This is a genomic window from Streptomyces sp. RLA123 (genome assembly GCF_056270165.1).
In genome coordinates this window covers 4,434,806-4,457,553 of the sequence record NZ_JBWDOR010000003.1, presented here as the reverse complement: position 1 = coordinate 4,457,553, position 22,748 = coordinate 4,434,806, and the positions used below count along the sequence as shown (strand labels likewise).

The following is a 22,748-nucleotide window of genomic DNA, read 5'->3' as shown; positions in this document are numbered from 1 at the left end:
GACCCGGGCGACCGGGCCGCGGCGGGGAGGGTTCAGGACGCCGGGACCGGGGCACCGTCGCGTGCCTCGACGACCATGGGAAGTCGGTCCGGATGGGGCACGGCGGCGGCCACCTCGCGGGCGAAGTGGCCGGTGGGGCGCAGCCGTCGGTGGGAGAGAAGGGTGGCCAGCGAGACGATCATCTGCATCCAGGCGAAGGAGTCCCCTATGCACTTGCGGGTACCGCTGCCGAACGGGACGAACGCGCCCCGCGGCCGGTCCGCGCTGCGCTCCGGCAGCCACCGGTCCGGGTCGAAGCGCTCCGGGTCCGGGAACGAACGCGGGTCGCGATGCAGCGCGTAGAGGCTGAAGGCGATCTCCGTACCGGCGGGCAGCATCACCCCGCCGAGTTCCACCGGCTCCACGGAACGGCGCATGAGCAGGGTGACACCGTGCAGCCGGACCACCTCGTTGATCACCCGGGGCAGGTACTCGTACTTGGCGACGTCGTCCATGGTGACGGGCCCACCGCCCGACACGGCGGCGATCTCCTCCAGGAGACGCTCCTCCACCTCGGGGTGGTGCGCTATCTCGTGGAAGGCCCAGGTGAGCGTCGTCGCGGTGTTCTCCGCACCGGCGAAGAGGATGGTGCTGAGCTCGTCCCGGACCTCCCGATCGGTGAGCGACTCCCCGGTGTCCGCGTCCCGCGCCGCGAGCAGCGTCGAGAGCAGGTCCGGACGGTCGGTGTCGTCGGCCGTGCGGGCCGCGGCGACGACGTCGTCGATGACCCGCAGCAGCCGGCCCGCCGCCGCGTCGAAGCGCCGGTTGGCGGGGATCGGCACCCGGTCCAGGAACTTGGGCGAAGCGGTCCGCAGCAGCAAGGTGTTGACGATGACCGGCAGGTGCTCACGTATGGCGTCGACCGCGGGTCTGCCTATGTCGGCGGAGAACATGGTTCCCGCGAGGGTGTTGACCACGAGCGCGGCCATCTCCCGTTCCACCGCCACCGTCTCACCGGGCTGCCACGACCCGGCCGTTGCCAGCGCCTGGGCGTTCATGACCTCGGCGTAGCCGGCGATCCGGGACCGGTGGAACATCGGCTGCATCAACTTGCGGTGCCTTCGGTGGGTCTCGCCGCCCGCCGTGACAAGGCCGTCACCCACCAGGATCTTCAGGCGGTCGAAGAAGCGGCCCTTCTCGAAGCTGCGCCCCTTGGTGACCAGGAGCTCGTTCACCAGCCCGGGGCTGTTCACGAAGTAGACCGACATGGTGGCGACGTCGACCCGCACCAGGTCGCCGGTGTCCCGGAGGGACTTCACAAAGCCGAGCGTGTCGCGCGCAAGCGGCCACACGTGGCCGAGCAGCGGTAGCCGCCCGGGGGCGCGCGGGACGGAGCGCAATTCAGCATTCACCCCGAAAACTCCTCTTCTTTCGTGGAATCTATGCCGTGCGCTGTGCGATCGGGTGTAGGAAAGAGTCCAGGGATGTCTGGGCGATCCCCTGTGACGGGCGGGACTCGTCGCGCTCCGGAAGCACGTCCCACCACCAGGAGATCGCGGGGATGTCCAGGGCCTCCGGGCTGTTGTCGCTCGGAGTGTCACGGAAGGTCGAGGGGAGGTTCGCCGGATCATCGGGTGTGGTGTAACGGATGGAACTGACACCCCAGTCCTGGGCCCCGCGGATGAAGTGCCCGAGGCTGTCGAGGAACTGGCGCAGTTGCGGGCTTCCGTAGGTCTGGAGGTATTCCGCCGCGCGGAGGAAGAGATTCATCACGCGGTCCCGCTGGGCGATGGCCATGCTCAGTGCCTGGTGCCGCGGGATGTCGTACTCCGCCTCCAGCACACGGACGACGTTGAGGTAGAAGCCGCCCGCCCGTGCCTCCTTGTGGTGGGAGAAGATGTCGTTGTCCCAGCAGATGACGAAGTAGGCCATTTCGGCCGCCGCCCGCACGGCCGTGAGATCCCGCTCGTGGGCCTGGAGTTCGTAGCCCTGCCCCATTTCCAGGAGCGGCATCATGACGGACGTGGCGCCGTCGTAGATCCGCATCAGGGTGTAGTCGTTGAGGTCGGGGACGGTGCCGTCGCTCCGGAAGGACGCCTCCCAGACGACCGAGGAGAAGTACTCCCGCAGGGCGTCGATCCAGCGGGCGACCTGTCCCGGCGTGCCGTACAGGTCCATCCGGTACCGCAGGTCGCGCAGGCCCTGCGCCAGCGGGTCGGCGGCCAGCATGGGGACTTCGGGGTTCTGGGCGATACGGAGCAGCCGGGAGAGCGCTCCCATGAGCTCGCCGGGACGGGTGCCGAGCTCCCCCTCCTCGCAGTAGCCGTCGTCGACGCCGAAGAGCCAGATGATGAAGTCCGCGGCGATGGCGACGACTTCCTCCCTGCCCTCGGGCAGGATGCGCGCCGCGAAAGTCCCGATGTCGTGTTTCACGAGGCGGCCGCGCAACTCGTCCGAGCCGATACGGAACTGCTCGGCCCAGGCGACCGCTCGTGCGTCGATGGCCGCGTGGTGCGGGTGGATTGCCGGCCCGAGGGGAGAGTAGATCGGTGGAACTACCAGGTCAGGCCCCACTGACGATCACCTCTCAGTTGTCCGCGCACTGACCACCACGAAGATCCGCGCGGCACGCGGCCGCACGGAGCACGAGTGGATCAGTTTCAGCGACCATTACCCCGGCATATTGCCACGGCGTCAAGCCGCGAAATCGCGCCATCCGTACGGCAGTTGGCGTGCTCCCCGCTTGCGCCGCCCGTGCGCCTCGTGTGCGCTGGGCGCATGACCCTGCCCCGACCAGGGACATGGACGTGCCGAGCACGCACAAGCGCACGGGCGTATTCGCCCGTGCGCCCGCCGTGCGCGGGTCACAGAATGAGACGCGGGCCTAACGCCGCAGCCAGTCCGTGAGTACCCGCCACCACGTCCGCCGCGACGCCCGGGGCGGGAAGGCCGGCTGCGGCGGAAGCGCCTGTTGCGGCGGCCCAGCCGGAGTGGGCTGCGGCAGCGGCTGAGGAACGGCTTCCTGCTGGGCCGCGGCCCAGCGAACGGCGGCCGTGTCCTCCCCACGCTGCGGCCGCCGCGGGGTGAACTCCACCGGGAGCTCGAGCAGATGGCGGGAAGTCCAGGACGGAACCCTGACCAGGGCATCCTCCTCGATCGCCAGGTTCAGGTCCGGCAGCCGGCCCAGCAGTACGTCGATGCCCGTCTCCGCGATGGCACGGCCGATGTCCTGCCCCGGGCACTCGTGCGGGCCGCCGCCGAAGGCCAGGTGGGAGCGGTTGCCGTGCATGGAGGCGGCGAGGTCCGGGCGGATCGCCGGATCGGTGTTGCCGGCCGCGAGCCCGAGGAGGAGCATGTCCCCCTCCTCGATGTGCTGGCCGCCCAGGTCCATGGGGCCCGTCGCGTACCGGCCGGGCATCACCCACAGGGGAGGCTGGTCCCAGAGCACCTGCTCCAGGCCGTCCGGCAGCGTCATGTGACCGCCGGAGAGGTTGCCGCGGAAGCGCGGGTCGGTGAGCACCAGCTTGACCATGTCCGCGATCAGATTGGCCGTGGTCTCGTTGGCCGCGACGAGCACCAGCCGCAGGTGCTGCACCACCTCGTCGTCGCTGAGCTCCGCCTCGTCCTCGATCAGCCAGGAGGCCAGGTCGTAGCCGGGCCTCTCGTGCTTCTCCGCCACCAGCCTGGTCAGCGCCTCCAGGATGTGGCCGTAGCTGGCGAGTGAGGTCTCGGTGCCCTTCATCAGGTCGCGGCACGCCTCGGCCAGCCGCGGGCCGTCCTGTTCGGGCAGGCCCAGCAGATTGGTGAGCACGAGGACCGGGAGGAGTTCCGCGAACTGCCCGACGAGGTCCGCACGGCCCGTCGCGGAGAACTCGTCCGCCAGCAGGTGCGTCACCCGCGTGACATGGCGCCGGATGCCGTGCCGGTTGAACCGGCCCAGGCCCCGGCTGACCGCACCCCGCAAACGCTTCTGGGCGTCTCCGTCATTGAAGTTGACCAGTGGCTGCCACATGATCGTCGGGGCGATCGGGTGCTCCGGCGAGACCTTGCCCTCCTGGACGGCGTGCCAGCGCCGGGAGTCCGAGGAGAAGCGCGAGGGTGTGCGCAGCACCTCCAGGTTCTCCCGGTAACCGAGCACGAGCCAGGCGGGCAGGTCACCGTGGACCAGGACCGGGGCGATCGCACCGTGCTCGGCGCGCAGCTTCTCGTACACGCCCATCGGGTCGGCCTCGGCCTCGGCGCCGTACAGCCGCCGCGCGCCGCTGACGCCGAGCGCGGCGTGTGCCGGGCATTCGGGGGGTGGGGTGGTCACGATGCCTCCGTGGTAGCGGCGAGGGAGTGCAGATATCGCATCAAGGTCATCAGCACATCGCGGCTGGACTCCCTTTTACGGGCGTCGCAGTCGACTATCGGCACGTGCGGGGGGAGGTCGAGCGCGGCCCGCAGATCCTCGACCGGATGGTGCGGCGCCTCGGGAAACGTGTTGGTCGCGACGACGAAGGGCACCCCGCGCTCCTCCAGTCGGCCGATCACATCGAAGCTGACCTCCAGCCGGCGGGTGTCCACGAGCACCACGGCGCCCAGGGCCCCCTCGAACAGGCCGTTCCACAGGAACCAGAAACGCTGCTGGCCCGGTGTGCCGAAGAGGTAGAGCACCAGTTCCCGGTTGATGCTGATCCGGCCGAAGTCCATCGCGACGGTGGTCGCCGTCTTGCGTTCGACCCCGGCGATGTCGTCCACGCCGACACCCGCCTGGGTCATGGTCTCCTCGGTGGTCAGCGGACGGATCTCGCTGACCGAGCCGACCAGGGTCGTCTTGCCGACCCCGAAGCCACCGACGATGACTATCTTGACCGCGGCGGTGGCGGATTCCGGCAGTACGTCCTCGCTTCGCGGTCCCGGGACCGCCAGCGGGTCAGAGCTTCTCAAGTCCATGTATCACCGCCTCGATAAGAGCGACATCGGGAAGTTGAGCGCGGGGAACGGGTGAGCGCGCCTCGACCCGCTTCTCGGCCAGGAGGTCGAGCAGGAGCACGGTGACCACGCTCACCGGCAGGCCCAGGTAGGCGGAGATCTCCGCGACCGAGAGCGGCGAGCTGCACAGCCGTACGATCGCCGCCTGCTCGGGGGGCATCCCCGGCGGTGGCCCGGTCCGTGACCGGACGAGCGTGACCAGGTCGAGGACGGAACCACCCGACGTCCCACTGCGGCCCCGGGTGATCACATAGAGCCGTTCCGGGCTCCCCTCCTCCCATCCCTGGTCCGCTTCGCTCATCCTGCCTGCCCGTCATTGCGGGGAGGGCTGCTGAGGTGCTCGCCGATGCGGGCGACGAGGTCGCGCATGCGCTGCCCCATCAGTCCGGCGTCGACGCCCTCGTCCGCCAGCACCGCGAGATACGCCCCCGCCCCGGCCGCCATGAGGTAGAAGAACCCGCCCGACATCTCGATCACGACCAGGCGCATGCGCCCGTCACCGTGCGGGAACTCGGTGGCGACGGCCGCCGCGAGGCTCTGCAGCCCCGCACAGGCGGCGGCCAGCCGGTCCGCCGTGTCCGTGTCCGACCCCCACTGGGCCATGCGCAAGCCGTCCGCCGAGAGAACCACCACATGGCGGGTCTGCGGAACGCTGGTCGCCAGGTCCTTGAGCATCCAGTCCATGTTGGCCCGCTGCTGAATCACGGCTACTCACCCTTATCTAACGACTCGTCACTCTTGACGGGAGCGGCAGGTGGCGGCGTCTCACCGGACACGCCGCTCTGGAAGGCGGCCAGCCACATGCCCGGCTGCACCGGCTCATCGGCCGACGGCTCGGCATGCGGAGCGGTGACGGAACCGGCGGGGGACACGGACCCCGTACGCGCGACCGGGGCCGGGGGAGTCGCATGCCGGCGGCGTTGCGGCAGGCCGTTCGCGGTGCGCTCGTGCACCACGGGGATCTCGTCCGCCATCTCCGCCGACACCGTCCCGGTCTCCATGCTCTCCGACCGGCGGGGACCCGTGGCCGGCCGGAACTCCGGAGCGGACCCGGAACTCCCGGCACTCCGGCCGCTCCCGCCACTCCCGGAACGGGGTGCGGGCACCGGACGGGGACCGGACGCGGCGCCGATACCGTGGGCCAGCCCCGTCGCGTTGGTCATCGTCGTGATCAGGTCCTGCGGCACGACCAGCACCGCGCGGACACCGCCGTACGCCGAGGACCGCAGGGAGACCTGGAAACCGTAGGCCTTCGACAGCCGGCCGACGACCGCGAGGCCGAGCCGCGGGGTCTCACCCAGGCCGTTGAGGTCGATGCCCGCCTGGGCCTCGACGAGCATCTGCTCGGCCCGCAGCCGGGCCTCCTCGCTGAGGCTGACGCCGCCGTCCTCGATCTCGATCGCGATACCGGACTGCACCTCGACCGCGGTGACATGCACCCGGGTCTGGGGCGGGGAGTAGCGGGTGGCGTTGTCGAGCAGTTCCGCGGCCGCGTGGATCAGCGGCTCCACGGCAGGGCCGATGATCGCCACCTCGGAGACCGAGTGCAGTTCGATGCGCTGGTAGTCGATGATGCGCGACATGGCGCCGCGCAGCACGCTGAACAGCGGTACGGACTTGCTCCACTGACGGCCGGGGCGGGCACCGCCGAGGACGGCGATGCTGTCGGCGAGGCGGCCGATGAGCGCGGTGCCGTGGTCGAGCTTGAGCAGGTCGCCGAAGACCTCCGGGCTCTGCCCGTGCCGGTCCTCCATGTTCCGCAGGTCGCTGGCCTGCTGGTGGACGATGGCCTGCACGCGCCGGGCGATGTTGACGAACGCGCGTTGCGAGGACTCGCGGATGTCCTCCTCCGCGGAGACCGCTCCGAGCGTGGCGCGGAGCAGTGCCTGGTGCGCGCCCAGGAATTCGGGGGTGAGTCCCTCGGGCCGGGTCTCGATGCCCGCCAGCACGTCCTCCATGAAGTCGCCGCGCTGCAGGCGGGCCATCGCCGCGGGCACCTGTTCACGGGCCAGCCGCAGTGTCTCGGCCTCCTGCTGGGACAGCCGGTACTGCAACTCGGCGGTCTGACGCGCGGCCTGCTCGCGCAAGTCCTCATTGAGGGCTCCGCGGCGGGCGACTTCGACCGCCAGCACGGCGACGGCCACGGTGGCGGTCACACCGCACCAGAAGACCGCCTCCCTCGCCGCCGCCGGGACGGTCCAAACGGCGACGGCCGTGACCGCCGCGACTATGACGGCCGGCAATAACCACGCGGACGTGGCCGCGGGCCGGCGGTCTCCGGGGGACGATCCAGCACGAACCATCAGCATCCTCAGGTGATCGCTTGACAGGGACGACAGCACGAGCACAAGCACGGATTCTGCGTCGGCGGTGCGCAACCGCCGGACACATCGCCACAAGTGCCGTGACCAGGCGTAATTGCTACAACACGCTGAGCCGCAAGTAGCATAGCCACTTCGGATCGTGGCCGATGCCCCGTCAAAATGCCTATGACACATGCCGATTGACGTATCGATACCGGCTCGGGAGCGCTCGCGCAAACCCCCCGCAACGATCACGCCACGACCGGTCACCGGCCACGCCGGCGCGGGCGGCCGATCGATCCGGACGGTGCGCCGGGACGGCCGGACGGAGGCGGGGACCGATCCGGCGCGAGCCGCCGGACGGACCGGCGGACCGCCGCCGCGAGGCCCGCGCGACAAGCGCTTTCCCATGTCAGGCACCCACGACGGCCGCGACCCCGCGCGTCCCGTGCCGCCGCGCCGGAGCCGCCGGGCCCGTCGGCCGCCACCACCGGACGCGGAACCCCGGGCGCGTCCGGAAGGGGGCGGCGGCCCGCCCGCCGCGTGCCGCACCGCACCCAGGGCCCGCCGCGGCCGGGCGTCCGGGCCCCGTGGACACCGCCCATGCCACGCCCCCGCGCCGCCGCAGGGGCCGCCGCGCGGGCGGCCACGTGCTTCATCCGTACGAGTGACGGGGACTTGCGCATGGCCGGAATCAGTGGGATGCGGGCCCCGGGCGGCCGTACGGCGGCCGTCCGCACCACGCGCGATCGCTACGTCGCCCGGGTGAACGACGGGCACGGCGACCACTCTGTCTACGCCACGGCGCCCGCCCGCACCCCATCGCGCGACCACTCCGCCGTACGCCTGCCACCGCACACCCGTGGCCCGCCGTCCGCAGACCGCCCGTCTGGTGGGCCCTGCCGGGCCCCCGGGCCCCAGCAGGCCCCGCCCGCCGCGAAGATCTAGCATGAAAGTCATGTTCCCGCAGAAATGGGGCACCGGATGGTCACCCCGAAGGAAGGTGCACCGGACCCGGCGATGGCGCCGTTCGACATGGGGTTCGCCGCGTCGATGGTGATCGACGCCGACGGCACCGTGGTCGCGTGGACGCCCGCGGCGGAATGCCTGCTCGGCTGGCCGGCCGCCGAGGTGATGGGCCGCTCTGCCCAAATGCTGCTCGCCTGCCCCCACCATGCGGAAGGGGCCACGGACATCGCCGACCAGTGCCGGATCCGCGACGCCTGGGGCGGCCTGGTGGCCGCCCGCCACCGCGACGGACGGCGGCTGGAACTGGGCGTACGGGTGTCGTCGCTGTCCGACAGCGACGGCCGCGAACGCTGGCTGCTGTCCGGCATCGACCTGGCCCGCAGCCCGTCGTGGGCGGTCAGCGGCACCGTGCTGGAGGCCTTCCTGACCCGCTCGCCGCTCGGGTTGGCCGTCCTCACCCCGGAGCTGCGCTACGTGTGGATGAACGAGACGCTGGAGCGCTTCAGCGGCGTCCCCGGCGCGCAGCGCCTCGGCAACCGGATGGGGGACGCCCTGCCCGGCATCGACACCGATCCCATCGAGAAGGTCATGCGCAAGGTGCTGACCACCGGCCGGCCGGTGGTCGACTACGAGTACCGGGGCTGGACCCTGGCCGCCCCCCACCGGGAGCACGCGTACTCGACCTCGTTCTTCCGCCTGGACGACGCGGACGGCCGCGTGATGGGCGTCTGCTACATGGCCAGGGACGTCACCGACCGCTCCAAGGCACGCGAACGCCTCGCCCTGCTCAATGCGGCAGGCGCCTGCGTCGGCACGACCCTGGACATCCGCCAGACCGCGCAGGAACTGGCGGACGTGGCGGTACCGGGGCTCGCCGACTTCGTCACCGTCGACCTGCTGGAGGGGGTGATGCGCGGCGATGAGCCGCCGCGCGGCCGCTCTCTGCGCGCCACCGCCCTGCGCCGCGCCGGGATGAGCTCGGTGCGCAAGGGCGTCCCCGAGGCCGTGGCCCGGATCGGCGAGCCGATCCGGGCTCCGGAGGACTCCCCGTACTTGTGCTGCATGGCCGAGGCCCGGTCCTTCCTGCGTACCGACTTCGACATGGACCAGGCGACCTGGCTGACCGCGGACCCCGCCAGGGACGCCAAGATCCGCGAGTACGGGATGTGCACGGCGATGTGGGTGCCGCTGCGGGCGCGCGGCAATGTGCTGGGCGTGGTCACCTTCATCCGCGGCGGGCGGCGCGAACCCTTCGAACGGGACGACGTGCTGCTGGCCGAGGAACTGGCGGCCCGCGCGGCGGTGTGCGTGGACAACGCCCGCCGCTGGACCCGTGAGCACGAGGCCGCGCTCGCCCTCCAGCGCAGTCTGCTGCCCCACGCGCTGACCGGCGGCACGGCCATGGAGGTCGCCTCCCGCTACCTGCCCACCGACGTGCAGGACGGGGTCGGGGGCGACTGGTTCGACGTCATCCCGCTGTCCGGGGCGCGGGTGGCCCTGGTCGTGGGGGACGTGGTCGGGCACGGCCTCACCGCGGCGGCGACCATGGGGCGGCTGCGCACGGCCGTGCACACCCTCGCCGACATGGACCTGCCGCCCGAGGAACTGCTGGCCCACCTGGACGACCTGGTCATCCGGCTCACCGAGGAGGACGGCAACGACAGCGCGGTGGCCACCACCGTGCTCGGCACGACCTGCCTGTACGCCGTCTACGACCCGGTGACCGCCCGGCTGACGGCCGCACGCGCGGGCCACCCGCCGCCGGCGATGATGACCCCCGACGGCACCGTCTCCTTCCCCGAACTGCCCCCCGGTCCACCGCTGGGGCTGGGCACCACGCCCTTCGAGTCGGCGGAACTCACCCTGCCGGAGGGCACCGTCCTCGCCCTCTACACCAACGGGCTGTTCGCGTCCTTCGGCGAGGACCCCGACATCGGCCTGGACAAGCTCGCCCACGCCCTCGACCGGCCCGGCCTGCCGCTGGAGGACCTGTGCGCTTCCATCACCGGCTCGCTGCTCACCGGTCCCCCCGAGGACGACGTCGCCCTGCTCCTCGCCCGTACACAGACCCTCGGTCCCGGGGCGGTCGCCACCTGGGACCTGCCCTGCGACCCCGAAGTGGTCAGCTGCGCGCGCGGCCTGGTGGTACGTCAGCTCGCCGCCTGGGGGCTGGACGAGGTGGCGCCGGTCACCGAGCTGGTGGTGAGCGAACTCGTCACCAACGCCATCCGGCACGCCTCCGGCCCCATCCGGCTGCGGCTCATCCGGCACACGGTGCTGATCTGCGAGGTCTCCGACGGCAGCAACACCGTGCCGCGACTGCGCCATGCCCGCACCACCGACGAGTCCGGCCGCGGCCTGTTCCTGGTCGCCCAGCTCACCCGGCGCTGGGGCACCCGCTACACCGGGGACGGCAAACTCATCTGGGCGGAACAGGACCTTCCCGGCGCCCCCGCGGGCTGAGCCCCCGGGCCGGGCACGCGGGCCCCGCACGCGCGTTGGGCCCGCAGGCCCGCAACGACACGAGCGAGGTGGGCACGCGGCCGGATCCGCGAAGCCGGGGACCGCTGTCAGTGGGGTGTGCTGAAGTGGACTCGTGGGCGGTCCCGGACCGACGGAAGGCGGAGAAGCCCCATGAGTGACCTTGCTGCACCCCCGGACGTGGCGGCCGAGTTGGAACGCCACCGCACCGAGCTGACCGGCTACTGCTACCGCATGCTCGGCTCCCTCTTCGAGGCGGAGGACGCCGTCCAGGAGACCATGGTGCGGGCCTGGCGCGCGCACGACCGCTTCGAGGGCCGCTCCAGCCTGCGGTCGTGGCTGTACCGGATCGCCACCAACGTCTGCCTGGACGCGCTCGGCGGCGCAGGGCGACGGGCCCGGCCGATGGACCTGGCCTCCCCCGGCAGCGCCGAGGGACCGCTGCCCGGCGCGCTCCCGGAAGCCGCCTGGATCTCGCCCGCGCCCGACGGGCGCGTCATGTCGGAGACCGGCGACCCGGCCGACGTCGCCGACCGGCGCGAGTCCGTGCGGCTGGCCTTCGTGGCCGCGCTCCAGCACCTCGCCCCGCGGCAGCGGGCCGTGCTCATCCTGCGGGAGGTGCTGGCCTGGAAGGCCGCCGAGGTCGCCGAACTGCTCGACACCACCGTCGCCTCCGTCAACAGCGCCCTCCAGCGCGCCCGCGCCACCCTCGCCGCGGCCGCCCCCGCCGCCGGCGACCCGGCCGCGCCCCTGGACGAGGAGCAACGCGCGCTGCTCGCCCGCTATGTGGCCGCCTTCGAGTCCTACGACCTGGACGCCCTCACCTCGCTGCTGCACGAGGACGCCACGCTCTCCATGCCGCCCTACGAGCTGTGGCTGCTCGGCCCGGCGGAGATCAGGGCCTGGATGGCCGGCCACGGCCGCGGCTGCCGCGGCTCGCGGCTGCTGCCCGTCACGGCCAACGGCATGCCCGGCTTCGCGCAGTACCGGCCGAGCGCGGACGGCGGACACGAGCCGTGGGCCCTCCAGGTCATCGAGATCTCACAGGGCCGCATCACCGGGCTCAACTCCTTCCTCGACACCCAGCGGCTCTTCCCGCTCTTCGGCCTGCCCGCGCATCTGGAGGCCGGCCGGCCCTAGCGTCCCCCCGAGCCCCACGAGCGCGATCAGCTGCCGCAGCGGGCGCCCGGCCCCGCGCAGGACGACACGGGCGCCCTGGCGGCGCGCGGTGAGCTGCAGCCGGGCCAGCGCGTCGATCAGCACCGCGTCCGGGTTCACCGCAGGGCCGCTCACGTCGCAGATCACCATGACGGGCCCGGCCACGCCCGCGGCCCCCGCGGCCCCCGCGGTCGCTGCGGTGCTGACGTATTCCGCCAGCAGGCACCGCAACCGCTCGCACAGACCGGGCACCGCCTCCCGGGTCACCATCGCGGGCAGCACGAGGACGGGGGGCCCGTCGTCGGACCGGGGCACGGGCTGGATCATGGGCGACCTCCTGCGGCGGGCGTTCACCTGATAGGACCGCGCGCGCCCGCGGAATCCATCGGCGGCCTCTTGCCGACCCCTGTCAGCGCGGCAGCAGCGCCTCGATCTCCCCGGGCGTCCAGTCACCGCCCGTGCACGCCGCGAGGTAGACCGCGATCCCCGCCAGGTCCCACGCCCCGGACTCGACGAGCCCCTCCGCGATGTGCCGCAGATAGGGCCCCGACGGCCGGACGGGCGCGACGTCCTCCCGCGACCAGGGCGCGGTGAACGTGAGCACCGGATGCCCGTCGACGTCCCCCGGGTACAGCAGCGTCTCGTACCGTCCGTCGCCCAGACGTACCCGGCCGGTCCCCAGCACCGGCGCCAGGTCCAGATCCCGCCCCGGCGCGCGGTACATCTCCTGCGCCGCGATGTCCGCGAACTGGCCGGCCGTCACCAGGTGGGCCCGCGCCCGGACCACGCCGTCCGGCGCACCGTCGTCGTAGAAGGCCCGGCCGCCCGACCACACGGGCGACTGCGTCGCGAAGTACATCCGCCCCGGCAGTTCCAGCGGCAGCGACCGCGACGGCGGCCGCGCGTCCCGGCAGCCCGGGTACTCCCGGCCGCCCCCGGGCGGCGAACCGCCCGCCAGATAGCTGTTCAGACGTGCCAGGTGCGTGTTGGAGCCGTACGAGGCGTACCAGACGAGGCCCGGCGGCTCCGTCCGCGTACCGGAGGCGTGCCGCGCGTCCACACGTCGGGGTTCGGTCACCGCCCCATGATGCGCCGACGTCAGGCCGCCGGCACCGTGCCGCGGATCTGCCGCAGGAAGGCGGCGTTGTCGGGCGTCGCCCGCAGCCGGGCGAGCAGCGTCTCGAAGGAGCCGGTACCGCCCCGCAGCGCCCGGCGCAGCCCTTGGGAGGCTGCCAACTCGGCGGGATTCAGCAGCAGTTCCTCATGCCGCGTCCCGGACGGGTGCACGTCGACCGCCGGGAAGACCCGCCGGTCGGCCAGGGCGCGGTCCAGGCGCAGTTCCATGTTGCCGGTGCCCTTCAGCTCCTCGAAGAAGTAGGCGTCCGCCCGCGACCCGGTGTCGACCAGTGCCGTCGCCAGGATCGTCAGCGAACCCCCTTCCTCCGCCGACCGCGCCGCCCCGAACAGCCGCTTCGGACCGGCGAGCGCGGCGGCGTCCACGCCCCCGCTCAGGGTCCGCCCGCCCGACGACGCGGCGTTGTTGTGCGCCCGGCACAGCCGGGTCAGCGAGTCCAGCAGGACCACGACGTCCCGGCCCGTCTCGACCAGCCGCTTGGCCCGCTCGACCGCCAGCTCCGCCACCGCGATGTGCTCCCGGGGCGTCCGGTCGAAGGTCGAGGCGATCACCTCGCCCCGCACCGACCGCCGCATCTCGGTGACCTCCTCTGGCCGCTCGTCCAGCAGCACCACCATCAGGTGGCACTCCGGGTGGTTGTCGGCGACCGCGTCCGCGACGGCGCGCAGCAGCATGGTCTTCCCCGTCTTCGGCGGAGCCACGATCAGCCCGCGCTGCCCCTTGCCGACGGGCGCCAGCAGGTCCAGCACCCGCGTCGACAGACCGCCCTTGGGCGACTCCAGCCGCAGCCGCTCCGACGGGTGAAGCGGCGTCAGGTCCGCGAAGTGCCGCCGCCCGCGCGCCGCCTCGGCCGGCCGGCCGCCGATCCGGTCGACCTGGACGAGCGCCCGCCCCCGCCCGCTCCCGGCGGCGGCACCCTCGACGGCATCGCCCTTGCGCAGCCCGTACCGCCTGATCCGCTCCTGCGGCACGGTCACGTCGTGCGGCCCCTGCGCGTAGCCGCCGACGCGCAGGAAGCCCCGCCCCCCTTCGACGTCCAGGACCCCGGCGACGGGGGTCTGCCGATCGCCGTCCGGCGGCGCCGCCGCGGAGCCACGCGGCGAGGTTGTTGTGGTGGATGTGGTCATGTGGATTCCTCACGTGGAAGGGATCGCGCACACGGCGGTACGAACCGCCGCGACAGGCGCGGAAGCAGATGGGGCCGATGGCCCGGGAAGCACAAGAGCGGGAACACACACGCGGACGCCGTCGACAGGCGGTCACGCGGTCCTGCGGAAGAAGCACCGGCGCCACCGAGGGGCGCACAGCCGTGCTCTTGGAAACCGTAGCACCGGCAAGGCCCCGACGGGGAGGGGGCGATGACGGGAAGGCCCCGGCGGGGACGGCGCCCGCGGCAGATACTGGGCCCATGCGCAAGCCCTTCGCCCATGAAGCCGTCGTGGTCCTCGCGCCCGGTGGGGACGAGCGGGCGCCCGGGGGTGCCATCACCGTGGCGCTGTGCGGTGGCTGGGAGCACGAGGGGCCGTGCCCGCTCGCGGCGCATCACACGGCGGTCTCGCCCGGGGAGGACGGGAGCGTGCGGCTGCGGGTGCTGTTCGCGGCGGAGCCGGCGGACGAGGCCGAGGTGCGGGCCCGGATCCGGGCGGCTCTGGCGGCGGGGGCGCTGGGCAGGGAGCCCGCCCCGGACACGCGGTGGGAGCTGCGGGCGAGCGGCCCGAGCCCCGTCCGGGAGGACGAGGCGGGGCGCGCCGCGCGGCTCAGCGGCTGAGCCAGCCCGTGTCGCCCATGACGACGACGGGGTGCAGGGCCGGGTCCAGGGTGCGCAGCAGTTCGCGCATGTCGGGGCGGGGCAGGCTCACGCATGCCTGGGTCGGGCCGCCGTGGTCGACGTGGAACCAGATGCCGCCGCCGCGGGAGGCGCCCAGGGGGCGGGTCCAGTCTCGGGGTGTGGTGCCGGGCTGCCGGTTGTAGTTGATGGCGACCACGTAGTCGAACGAGCCGGCCAGCGACTCGCCCTTGAAGCCGGTGCCGGAGATGAAAAAGCCCCGCGACCGGTCGTAGGGGAGCTTGCTGCCGGGGTCGGGGAGCAGACCGCCGGCGTCGGTGAGCCCGTAGACGCCCGCCGGGGACCGCAGGTCGCCGACGTGGTGGTCGGTGGTCCAGCCGTCGCGGGCGTTGTGGCCGGTCCAGGTGGGGCCGTCGGTCCAGCTGCCGTCGGCCCTGCGTTCGTGGACCACGACGTGGGAGACGGAGGAGTTCTTGCCCGCGCCCGTCACCACGACGACCTGGCGTGCGCCGGCCGGGACGGCGGTCAGGGTGCGCGGGCCGAGACCCGGCAGACGGGTGTCGACCGGCGTGGGCGTCGGGCTCGGGGCGGGCGGCGCGGAGGCCGCCGCGGGCAGCGCGGCCGGGGAGACGGCGGTGGTCGGCGTCCCGCAGCCGGCGAGCAGTCCGGCGCCGGCCGCCACGGCGGCGAGCAGGACTATCGAGGAGCGGACACCGCCGCGCGGCACGCGGTTGAGCATGGCAGGGCCTTTCGCAGTGAACGACGTGAGTGATGTGAGTGACGCGTGACACGTGACGTGATGGACGTGACGATGCGAGCGGGTTGGCAACGGAAGTCCGGGGCGATCACCCCTGCTGGAACCGCGCCGTCTCGAAGGCCTTGCCGACCGCCGTGATGGTGTCCTGCGACGGCTCGCGCATGCAGATGCTGACGTAGAGCGCCAGGGGCCGGTCCTTCTTCGTGGGGATACCGCCCCATGCCTGCATCTCGGCGTCGCCGCCGAGGATCTGGCAGCCCTTGCCGGGTGTGTCGGGTCGCACGACGTCGAAGCCGGTCTTTCCGTTCCGCTTCGTGGACATCGTCTTGTGGATGTAGATCAGCGCCGCGCCCTTGCGCAACCGGTCGAGCGGCGGACAGGCCGAGTACCCGAGGTCCGGGATGGCCGCGCAGGAGGCGTCCACGTGCATGGGCTGCTGCGAGACGAAACCGACCATCATCGCATTCCCGTCGAGGGCGGTGAAACCCTTCCAGCCGCGCGGCAGCCGCAGCGTCAGCCCGTACAGGTCCTGCAGACGCACGATCGTCCACGCGTCCGAGCCCAGACCGGCCGACGGCATGGACGTGGGGCCGGACGCGGGCGGGGAAGTGGCGGTGCCCGCGGCGGGGGTCGCGACGGTCCGCCGGTGCGGCTCGGTGCCTCCCCCGGTGAGGCCCGCCATCGTGAGCAGCCCGATGCCGACGGCCGCCACCGTGGCCGTGGACAACGCCGCCATCCGGCGCCGCCTGCGCCGCTGGACCCGGTGCCTGACCTGCGCCATCCGGTCGGCGGGGGCGAGGGGCTGCGGCACGGTCCGCTCCAGGAGCACGCTCAGCTCCCACTCGTCCTCGCCGCCCGGCTCCTGCTCGCGATCACGCGAAGTCCCGTTGCGCATGCCGCTCACCCCCTTCCGTCAGACTGGGCACCGCCGCCAGTTCCGTACGCAGCGTGCTCAGCGCCTTGGCCGCCTGGCTCTTGACCGTGCCGGGCCGGCAGCCGAGCACCGCGGCGGTCTCCTCCACGCTCAGGTCCTCGAAGTAGCGCAGGACCACCACGGCCCGCTGCCGCGGCGGCAGCCGCCGTACGACGGCCGCCAGCGACTGCTCCAGATCGACGGAGGCGAACGGGTCGCCCGCCGACGCGCCGGCGGGCACCTCGCCGTGCGGCACCTCGCCCCGCCAGCGCCGCTGCCACCACGACGAATGCGTGTTGACCAGCGCCTTGCGCACATACGCCTCGGGGTTCTCGGCGGCTATCCCGCGCCATTTCGGCCAGACCTTCGCCAGCACCGTCTGCAGCAGGTCCTCCGCGAGGTGCGCGTCCCCCGTCAGCAGCCAGGCGACCCGGAGCAGCCTCGGCCCGCGCGCGGTGACGAACTCCTCGAACTCCGGAGCCGCGTCCCTCACCGTGCTGTCCTCGCCATCGCATTCCTGTCCCTGAATCCGGCCTCACAACCGACCAACCGGATGGGGCACCTGTTCGGTTGCCTCGGGGACGAAGATCGTTCCGTTCGCCTTGCCATCGCACCGCGCGCGGGCAATGGTGGACAGTGCCCGCTTATGCGGCAGAGGGCCAGGTATACGCCATGGACGAACCCGGTACGCCGGCGGGCCCGCTTCCCCCCGGACCTGCGGGTCTGCGCCTCGACGCGTCGGCCGCCATCGCCGTGACCGACGTGGACGGCCGCGTCACGTCGTGGAGCGCAGGGGCCCAGCGCCTGCTGGGGTACGCGCCCGACGAGGCGGTGGGCAGACCGCTGGACGATCTCGTCGGCGGTGGCCGCGCACTTCCCGCGGGCGGCCGGGCCCGCGTCGTACCGCTGCTGGACGGCGAGCGCCGGGTGGGCTTCCTGTTCCTGGCCGTGCCCGCGGACCGGGCGGACGAGGCGGACACCGCGGCGGAGGCGCCCCCCGGCCTCGGCCCGTACGCGGACGCCACCCTCATGCGGTGGATGTTCGAGCAGAACCCCGACGTTTTGATGATCTACGACCGCGACGCCCGGGTGCTGCGCGCCAACCCGGGCCTGGAACGGGCCACCGGCCGTTCCGAGGCGGAACTGCGCGGGCTGCGGCCGACCGAGTTCCTGGAGGGACCGGCCTTCGAGGAGAACGAGCAGCGCATCCAGAAGGTGGCCGCGACCGGCGTGGTCGACTACATGGAGCAGTACGCCTCGCGGGTCCCCGGCGATCCCCGGGGGCATGTGTGGGGCGTGGACATCTTCCCGCTGAAGGACACCGGCGGACGGGTGCACGCGGTCGGCCTGGTCGCCTTCGACCACACCCAGGAGACCGAGTCCCGGGAACTGCTGGCGCTCCTCGCCGAGGCCAGGACCCGGATCGGGGCGAGCCTGGAGGTGGAGGGGACCGCGCGGGAACTGGCGGAGGTCATCGTGCCCCGGTTCGCCGACTTCGTCAGCGTCGACCTGCTGGACGAGGTGTTCCGGGGCGAGCAGCCCCCGCCCGTGCTGTCCGGTCCGGTCGAGCTGCGCCGGGCGGCGCACCGGTCCGTCCCCGAGACGGTGCTCTCGCCCGGCGGCCTGCACCTCCACCCCGGCATCTCGCCCATCGCCGAGTGCATGATCACCGGCCGGCCCGTCATGCGCTCCTTCACCGATCCCTCGATCACCGCCTGGCTGGACCAGGACCCACCGCGTGCCGCGCTGGTCCGCAAGTACGGGGCGCACTCGCTGATCGCGGTGCCGGTCCGGGCCCGGGGCGCGACACTCGGCGCGGTCACTTTGATCCGCCACGGCGGCAGCCCGCAGCGCTTCCGCGCGAGGCACGTCACGATCACCGACGACCTGGTCACCCGGGCCGCGATCTACGTCGACAACGCCCGGCGCTTCACCCGTGAGCGCAGCGTCGCCCTGGCGCTGCAGCGCAGCCTGCTCCCGCACGGCCCGGCCGTGCTCAGCGCCGTGGAGACCGCCGCCCGCTACCTGCCGGCCGGAGGCGACGCGGGCGGCGACTGGTTCGACGTGATCCCGCTGCCCGGCGCGCGGGTGGGCCTGGTCGTCGGCGACGTCGTCGGCCACGGCATCAGCGCCTCCGCGACCATGGGCGGGCTGCGGACGGCCGTGCGCACCCTCGCCGACATCGATCTGCCGCCGGACGAGCTGCTGACCCACCTGGACGACATCGTCACCCACTCCGCGTACGAGCGGGAGACCGACGACTGCCCGGCGAACCCCTCGTCCCCCGCCGGCGGCACGCTGGCGGACATCCCCGGCGATGTGGGTGCCACCTGCCTGTACGTGGTCTACGACCCGGTCTCCCGGGTGTGCTCCCTCGCCCGCGCCGGCCATCCCGCCCCCCTGCTGGTGCTCCCCGACTCCACCGTGACCGCGGTCGACGTGCCCGCCGGGCAGCCGCTGGGGCTCGGCAGCCTGCCGTACGAGGCCGCGGAGACCACCGTCCCCGAGGGCGGGGTGCTCGCCCTGTTCACCAACGGGCTGCTGGCCTCCCGAGGCCGCGACGTCGACCAGCGCCTGGAGCAGCTGCGCCGGGCGCTCGCCGCCCCTGCCGGGTCCCTGGACAACCTGTGCGACCGGGTCCTGGCGGCGATGCGCGGCAAGGTCGCAGGCGAACGGCGGATCGCCGACATCGCCCTGCTCGTGGCCCGCACCCGGGCCCTGGACGCGCACCACGTCGCCTCCTGGGACCTGCCCAGCGACCCCGCCTTCGTGGCGGCGGCCCGGCAGAAGGCGGCCCGGCGGCTGGCCTCGTGGGGCCTGGACGACGTGGTGTTCACCACCGAACTGGTGGTGAGCGAGCTGGTCACCAACGCCATCCGGTACGGCGGGCCGCCGATCCAGCTGCGGCTGATCCGCGACCGCCGCTCCCTGATCTGCGAGGTCTCCGACGGCAGCGGCACCACCCCGCACATGCGCCGGGCCCGGCTGTCCGACGAGGGCGGCCGGGGCCTGCTGCTGGTCGCCCAGCTCACCGACCGCTGGGGCACCCGGCACACCCCCGCGGGGAAGACCATCTGGGCCGAGCAGTCCCTCGCGGCCGCCTGACGCCTCGTCAATTGCCTTTAGGGCTCACTGGATCACCTGTCCTGTCGGCGACGGCCGGTGCCCCGACCAGGTGATCTTGTGATCGGGGGTCGTTCCGTCGGAGACTCGAACTCGGCGTCCCCGCCCGCCGATTCACCCCGTACCGACGGAGGAGCAGCAGTGAGCACCCTCAACAAGGGCGTCAGCAAGGTCGAGGTCCGCCTCAAGTGGGACCCCAGCCCGCTCGGATCCCCCGCCCACGACCTCGACATCGTCGCCGCCACCTACCTCGCCAAGTCCCCGCACGGCGATCCGGCCTACCTCGTGCACTTCGACAGCCGCTCGCCGGACGGCACGATCACGCTCAACCGCGACAGCAAGAACGGCAAGGGCCTGGGCGACGACGAGATCATGACCCTCGAATTCGACCGGCTCTCCCCGGCGTTCGGCCGCGTCGTCGTCGGCATAGCCATCCAGCAGCGCGACGGCCGGATCACCTTCGGCGACGTCGCGGGCACCCACGTGCGCGTCGTCGAGGGCTACGCCGACCTCATCGCCTCCGATTTCTCCGAGGTCGCCGGCTCCACCGCGGCGGCCCTCGGCGAGTTCGTCCGGGCCACCTCGGGCGAGTGGCACTTCCACCCCGTCGTCCGCGGCTACGACACCGACCCCGGCTCCTTCGCCCGGGAGATGGGCGCCTCCTGAGGCCCTGCCCGAACGCGCGGGAAGGCCCGCCGTCGCGGCGGCGGGCCTTCCCGTCCCGGCGGATCGTCAGACGACGCCCTGCGCGGTCATCGCCTCGGCCACCCGCAGGAAGCCCTCGATGTTGGCGCCGAGCACGTAGTCGTCCCCGCTGCCGCCGTACGTCTCGGCGGTGGCGCGGCACTCGGCGTGCACGGACTGCATGACGGCGGCGAGCCGGGCCTCGGTCTGCGCGAAGGTCCACATGTCGCGGGAGGCGTTCTGCTGCATCTCCAGCGCGGAGGTCGCCACACCCCCCGCGTTGGCGGCCTTGCCCGGCCCGAAGAGCACCCCGGCCTCGCGGAAGGTCTCGATCGCCTCGGGCGTGCACGGCATGTTCGCGCCCTCGGCGACCGCCGCGACCCCGTTCTTGACCAGCGTGCCGGCGTCCTGCCCGGCCAGCTCGTTCTGCGTCGCGCAGGGCAGCGCCACGTCACAGGGCACCCCGAAGACCGAACCGCGCTCCGACCAGCGCGCCTTCGGCTTCGCCTCCGCGTACGAGGAGAGCCGGCCGCGGCGCACCTCCTTGACCTCCTTCAGCAACTCCAGGTCGATGCCGTCCTCGTCGACGACATAGCCCGAGGAGTCCGAGCAGGCCACCACCGTGCCGCCGAGGGCGCGCACCTTCTCGATCGCGTACACCGCGACGTTGCCGGAACCGGAGACGACCACCTTGCGGCCCTCGAAGCCCTCGCCGCGCGTGGCCAGCATCTCCTTGGCGAAGAACACCGCGCCGTAGCCGGTGGCCTCGGTGCGGGCCTGCGAACCGCCCCAGCCGATGCCCTTGCCGGTCAGGACACCCGCCTCGAAACGGTTGGTGATCCGCTTGTACTGGCCGAAGAGGTAGCCGATCTCCCGGCCGCCGACACCGATGTCCCCGGCGGGGACATCGGTGTGCTCGCCCAGGTGGCGGTAGAGCTCGGTCATGAACGACTGGCAGAAGCGCATGACCTCGGCCTCGGAGCGGCCCTTGGGGTCGAAGTCCGAGCCGCCCTTGCCACCGCCGATCGCCAGGCCCGTGAGCGCGTTCTTGAAGATCTGCTCGAAGCCCAGGAACTTCACGATGCCCAGATTCACGCTGGGGTGGAAGCGCAAGCCCCCCTTGTACGGTCCCAGCGCGCTGCTGAACTCCACCCGGAAGCCCCGGTTGACCTGCGGCCGGCCCTGGTCGTCCACCCACGGCACGCGGAAGATCACCTGACGTTCCGGCTCGCACACCCGCTCCGCGATCCGTGCCTCCAGGTACTCCGGGTGCGCCTGCAGCGCCGGCGCCAGCGAGTGCAGCACCTCCCCCACCGCCTGATGGAACTCGGGCTCGCCGGCGTTGCGCCGGCAGACCTCCGCATAGACGGCCTCGATGTGTGCACTGACGTTCATGCGCGCCTTCTCTCGTCTGGTATCCCGGACGCGCCCCCTCGTGCGGGGCGCGACCGGCCGTTGCCGTGTCAACGAGTACGGACGGAGGAAGGCCATGTGTCAGTGGAGGGACAGCGCATCCGCCGCGGCGACCGCGCAGGCCGGAGCGTTCAGAGCGTGACGAGACGCACGCGCAGGCCGGAGCGTTCAGAGCGTGACGAGACGCACGGCCGCCAGCAGGGTGAGCACGACCGTGACGCGTTCGAAGACCTTCGGGCTGATGCGGCTGATCGTCGCCCGGCCCGCGGCGGCCCCCGCGAGGACGGCGGGAGCGGTGAGCGCGCCGAAGGCCAGCGTGGCCGGGGTGATCAGGCCGAGGCCGATGCTGAACGGCACCTTGAAGGCGTTGAGCAGCAGGAAGAACCACGCGCTGGTGCCGAGGAAGCCCAGCATCGGCAGCCCGACGGCCAGGAAGTACAGCGCCATGATCGGTCCCGCCGCGTTCGCCGTCATCGTGGCGAACCCGGCCAGCACCCCTGCCCCCGCCGCGACGGCCCGGTGGTGCACCATCCGGTCGTCCGGGCCGCGGCGCCGGCTCCACCAGTGCACCGCGAGCATCAGCAGGAGCAGCGCCCCGATCAACTCCCGCATCCGCGCGTCGTCGACCCGACGTACCACCGCCGCCCCCAGCAGCACCCCCACGACCACCCACGGGAACAACCGCACCAGGCGGCCCCAGTCGGCGTGCCGCCGGTACGACGCCACCGCCACCACATCGCCGACCAGCAGCAACGGCAGCAGCACCCCGGTCGACAGCTTCGCCGGCAGCACGAGCGCGAACAGCGCCACCCCCACCGTCCCCGCCCCGGACACCCCGGTCTTGGAGTAGCCGACGAGGAAGAGCGCGAGCAGCGCCACCGCCCACTGGGCGGCGTCCAGTGACGGCATCAGGGCCGCCCACGCGATATCCGGGTCACCCGGTCTTCTTATCCGCTCGGTCCTGCCTCGCTCCGGGCGGGGTCCCCTCCGGGGCATCCGGTGGACGCCTTGCCTTCACCGGAGACGGCAACATCTGGAGATGCTGTGAAACGTTGTGGCACGCCGGTAGCTTC

Annotated in this window: 20 protein-coding genes; 5 read left to right on the top strand and 15 right to left on the bottom strand. The window is 72.6% G+C overall.

Annotation, left to right across the window (positions count from 1 at the left end; genetic code table 11):
* Positions 1-32: 32 nt before the first annotated feature.
* From RV983_RS20305 to RV983_RS20275, 7 genes are all read right to left on the bottom strand, one after another.
* Positions 33-1,391, bottom strand: a complete 1,359-nt coding sequence (locus tag RV983_RS20305) for a cytochrome P450 (protein WP_475987179.1) — start codon at positions 1,389-1,391, stop codon at positions 33-35.
* A gap of 28 nt (positions 1,392-1,419) precedes the next feature.
* Positions 1,420-2,553 (bottom strand): selina-4(15),7(11)-diene synthase, encoded by a 1,134-nt coding sequence (locus RV983_RS20300; protein WP_475987178.1) that lies wholly within the window; start codon positions 2,551-2,553, stop codon positions 1,420-1,422.
* A gap of 310 nt (positions 2,554-2,863) precedes the next feature.
* Positions 2,864-4,291, bottom strand: a complete 1,428-nt coding sequence (locus tag RV983_RS20295; protein ID WP_475987177.1) for a cytochrome P450 — start codon at positions 4,289-4,291, stop codon at positions 2,864-2,866.
* Positions 4,288-4,914 (bottom strand): GTP-binding protein, encoded by a 627-nt coding sequence (locus tag RV983_RS20290; protein WP_475987176.1) that lies wholly within the window; start codon positions 4,912-4,914, stop codon positions 4,288-4,290. The genes RV983_RS20295 and RV983_RS20290 overlap by 4 nt, the downstream gene beginning before the upstream one ends.
* Positions 4,895-5,254 carry a DUF742 domain-containing protein gene (locus RV983_RS20285; RefSeq protein WP_475987175.1) on the bottom strand — a complete coding sequence of 120 codons (360 nt, stop codon included), beginning with the start codon at positions 5,252-5,254 and terminating at the stop codon, positions 4,895-4,897. The genes RV983_RS20290 and RV983_RS20285 overlap by 20 nt, the downstream gene beginning before the upstream one ends.
* Positions 5,251-5,637: a roadblock/LC7 domain-containing protein gene (locus tag RV983_RS20280; RefSeq protein ID WP_475990384.1), complete on the bottom strand. Its 387-nt coding sequence runs from the start codon at positions 5,635-5,637 to the stop codon at positions 5,251-5,253. Before RV983_RS20280 ends, RV983_RS20285 begins: the two co-directional genes overlap by 4 nt.
* Positions 5,638-5,660: 23 nt before the next feature.
* The gene (locus tag RV983_RS20275; protein ID WP_475990383.1) at positions 5,661-7,256 is read right to left on the bottom strand and encodes a sensor histidine kinase; all 1,596 of its coding nucleotides are present in this window, start codon (positions 7,254-7,256) and stop codon (positions 5,661-5,663) included.
* A 984-nt stretch (positions 7,257-8,240) separates the two neighbouring features.
* Here RV983_RS20275 and RV983_RS20270 point away from each other — a divergent pair.
* Both RV983_RS20270 and RV983_RS20265 read left to right on the top strand, forming a co-directional pair.
* A complete protein-coding gene (locus RV983_RS20270) occupies positions 8,241-10,688 on the top strand; it encodes a SpoIIE family protein phosphatase (RefSeq protein WP_475987174.1) in 2,448 nt (815 codons plus the stop codon).
* 171 nt (positions 10,689-10,859) lie between these two features.
* On the top strand, positions 10,860-11,846 hold the full coding sequence (locus tag RV983_RS20265; RefSeq protein ID WP_475987173.1) for a sigma-70 family RNA polymerase sigma factor: 987 nt from the start codon (positions 10,860-10,862) through the stop codon (positions 11,844-11,846).
* Here RV983_RS20265 and RV983_RS20260 read toward each other — a convergent pair.
* The 3 genes from RV983_RS20260 to rho form a co-directional block, all read right to left on the bottom strand.
* Positions 11,748-12,191 (bottom strand): STAS domain-containing protein, encoded by a 444-nt coding sequence (locus tag RV983_RS20260; protein WP_475987172.1) that lies wholly within the window; start codon positions 12,189-12,191, stop codon positions 11,748-11,750. The two genes, RV983_RS20265 and RV983_RS20260, sit on opposite strands and share 99 nt — an antisense overlap.
* A gap of 82 nt (positions 12,192-12,273) precedes the next feature.
* A complete protein-coding gene (locus RV983_RS20255; RefSeq protein ID WP_475987171.1) occupies positions 12,274-12,942 on the bottom strand; it encodes a histone deacetylase in 669 nt (222 codons plus the stop codon).
* Between the two features lie 20 nt (positions 12,943-12,962).
* Positions 12,963-14,126, bottom strand: coding sequence for a transcription termination factor Rho (rho, locus tag RV983_RS20250; RefSeq protein WP_475987170.1), 1,164 nt, complete (start codon positions 14,124-14,126; stop codon positions 12,963-12,965).
* Between the two features lie 281 nt (positions 14,127-14,407).
* Here rho and RV983_RS20245 point away from each other — a divergent pair, with 281 nt between their 5' ends.
* Positions 14,408-14,767: a hypothetical protein gene (locus RV983_RS20245; RefSeq protein WP_475987169.1), complete on the top strand. Its 360-nt coding sequence runs from the start codon at positions 14,408-14,410 to the stop codon at positions 14,765-14,767.
* Here the strand turns inward: RV983_RS20245 and RV983_RS20240 are convergent.
* From RV983_RS20240 to RV983_RS20230, 3 genes are all read right to left on the bottom strand, one after another.
* Positions 14,757-15,524: a hypothetical protein gene (locus RV983_RS20240; protein WP_475987168.1), complete on the bottom strand. Its 768-nt coding sequence runs from the start codon at positions 15,522-15,524 to the stop codon at positions 14,757-14,759. The genes RV983_RS20245 and RV983_RS20240 overlap by 11 nt on opposite strands.
* Positions 15,525-15,630: 106 nt before the next feature.
* Positions 15,631-16,437 (bottom strand): hypothetical protein, encoded by an 807-nt coding sequence (locus RV983_RS20235; protein ID WP_475987167.1) that lies wholly within the window; start codon positions 16,435-16,437, stop codon positions 15,631-15,633.
* Positions 16,415-16,948 carry a SigE family RNA polymerase sigma factor gene (locus RV983_RS20230; RefSeq protein ID WP_475987166.1) on the bottom strand — a complete coding sequence of 178 codons (534 nt, stop codon included), beginning with the start codon at positions 16,946-16,948 and terminating at the stop codon, positions 16,415-16,417. The genes RV983_RS20235 and RV983_RS20230 overlap by 23 nt, the downstream gene beginning before the upstream one ends.
* Positions 16,949-17,127: 179 nt before the next feature.
* Here RV983_RS20230 and RV983_RS20225 point away from each other — a divergent pair, with 179 nt between their 5' ends.
* Together RV983_RS20225 and RV983_RS20220 are read left to right on the top strand one after the other, a co-directional pair.
* On the top strand, positions 17,128-19,560 hold the full coding sequence (locus RV983_RS20225; RefSeq protein ID WP_475987165.1) for a SpoIIE family protein phosphatase: 2,433 nt from the start codon (positions 17,128-17,130) through the stop codon (positions 19,558-19,560).
* Between the two features lie 159 nt (positions 19,561-19,719).
* Positions 19,720-20,244 carry a TerD family protein gene (locus RV983_RS20220; RefSeq protein ID WP_475987164.1) on the top strand — a complete coding sequence of 175 codons (525 nt, stop codon included), beginning with the start codon at positions 19,720-19,722 and terminating at the stop codon, positions 20,242-20,244.
* Positions 20,245-20,310: 66 nt separating this feature from the next.
* On the opposite strand, the gene gdhA is transcribed toward RV983_RS20220, so the two are convergent.
* Together gdhA and RV983_RS20210 are read right to left on the bottom strand one after the other, a co-directional pair.
* On the bottom strand, positions 20,311-21,657 hold the full coding sequence (gdhA, locus tag RV983_RS20215; RefSeq protein WP_475987163.1) for an NADP-specific glutamate dehydrogenase: 1,347 nt from the start codon (positions 21,655-21,657) through the stop codon (positions 20,311-20,313).
* Between the two features lie 186 nt (positions 21,658-21,843).
* A complete protein-coding gene (locus RV983_RS20210) occupies positions 21,844-22,584 on the bottom strand; it encodes a sulfite exporter TauE/SafE family protein (RefSeq protein ID WP_475987162.1) in 741 nt (246 codons plus the stop codon).
* Positions 22,585-22,748: the final 164 nt, after the last annotated feature.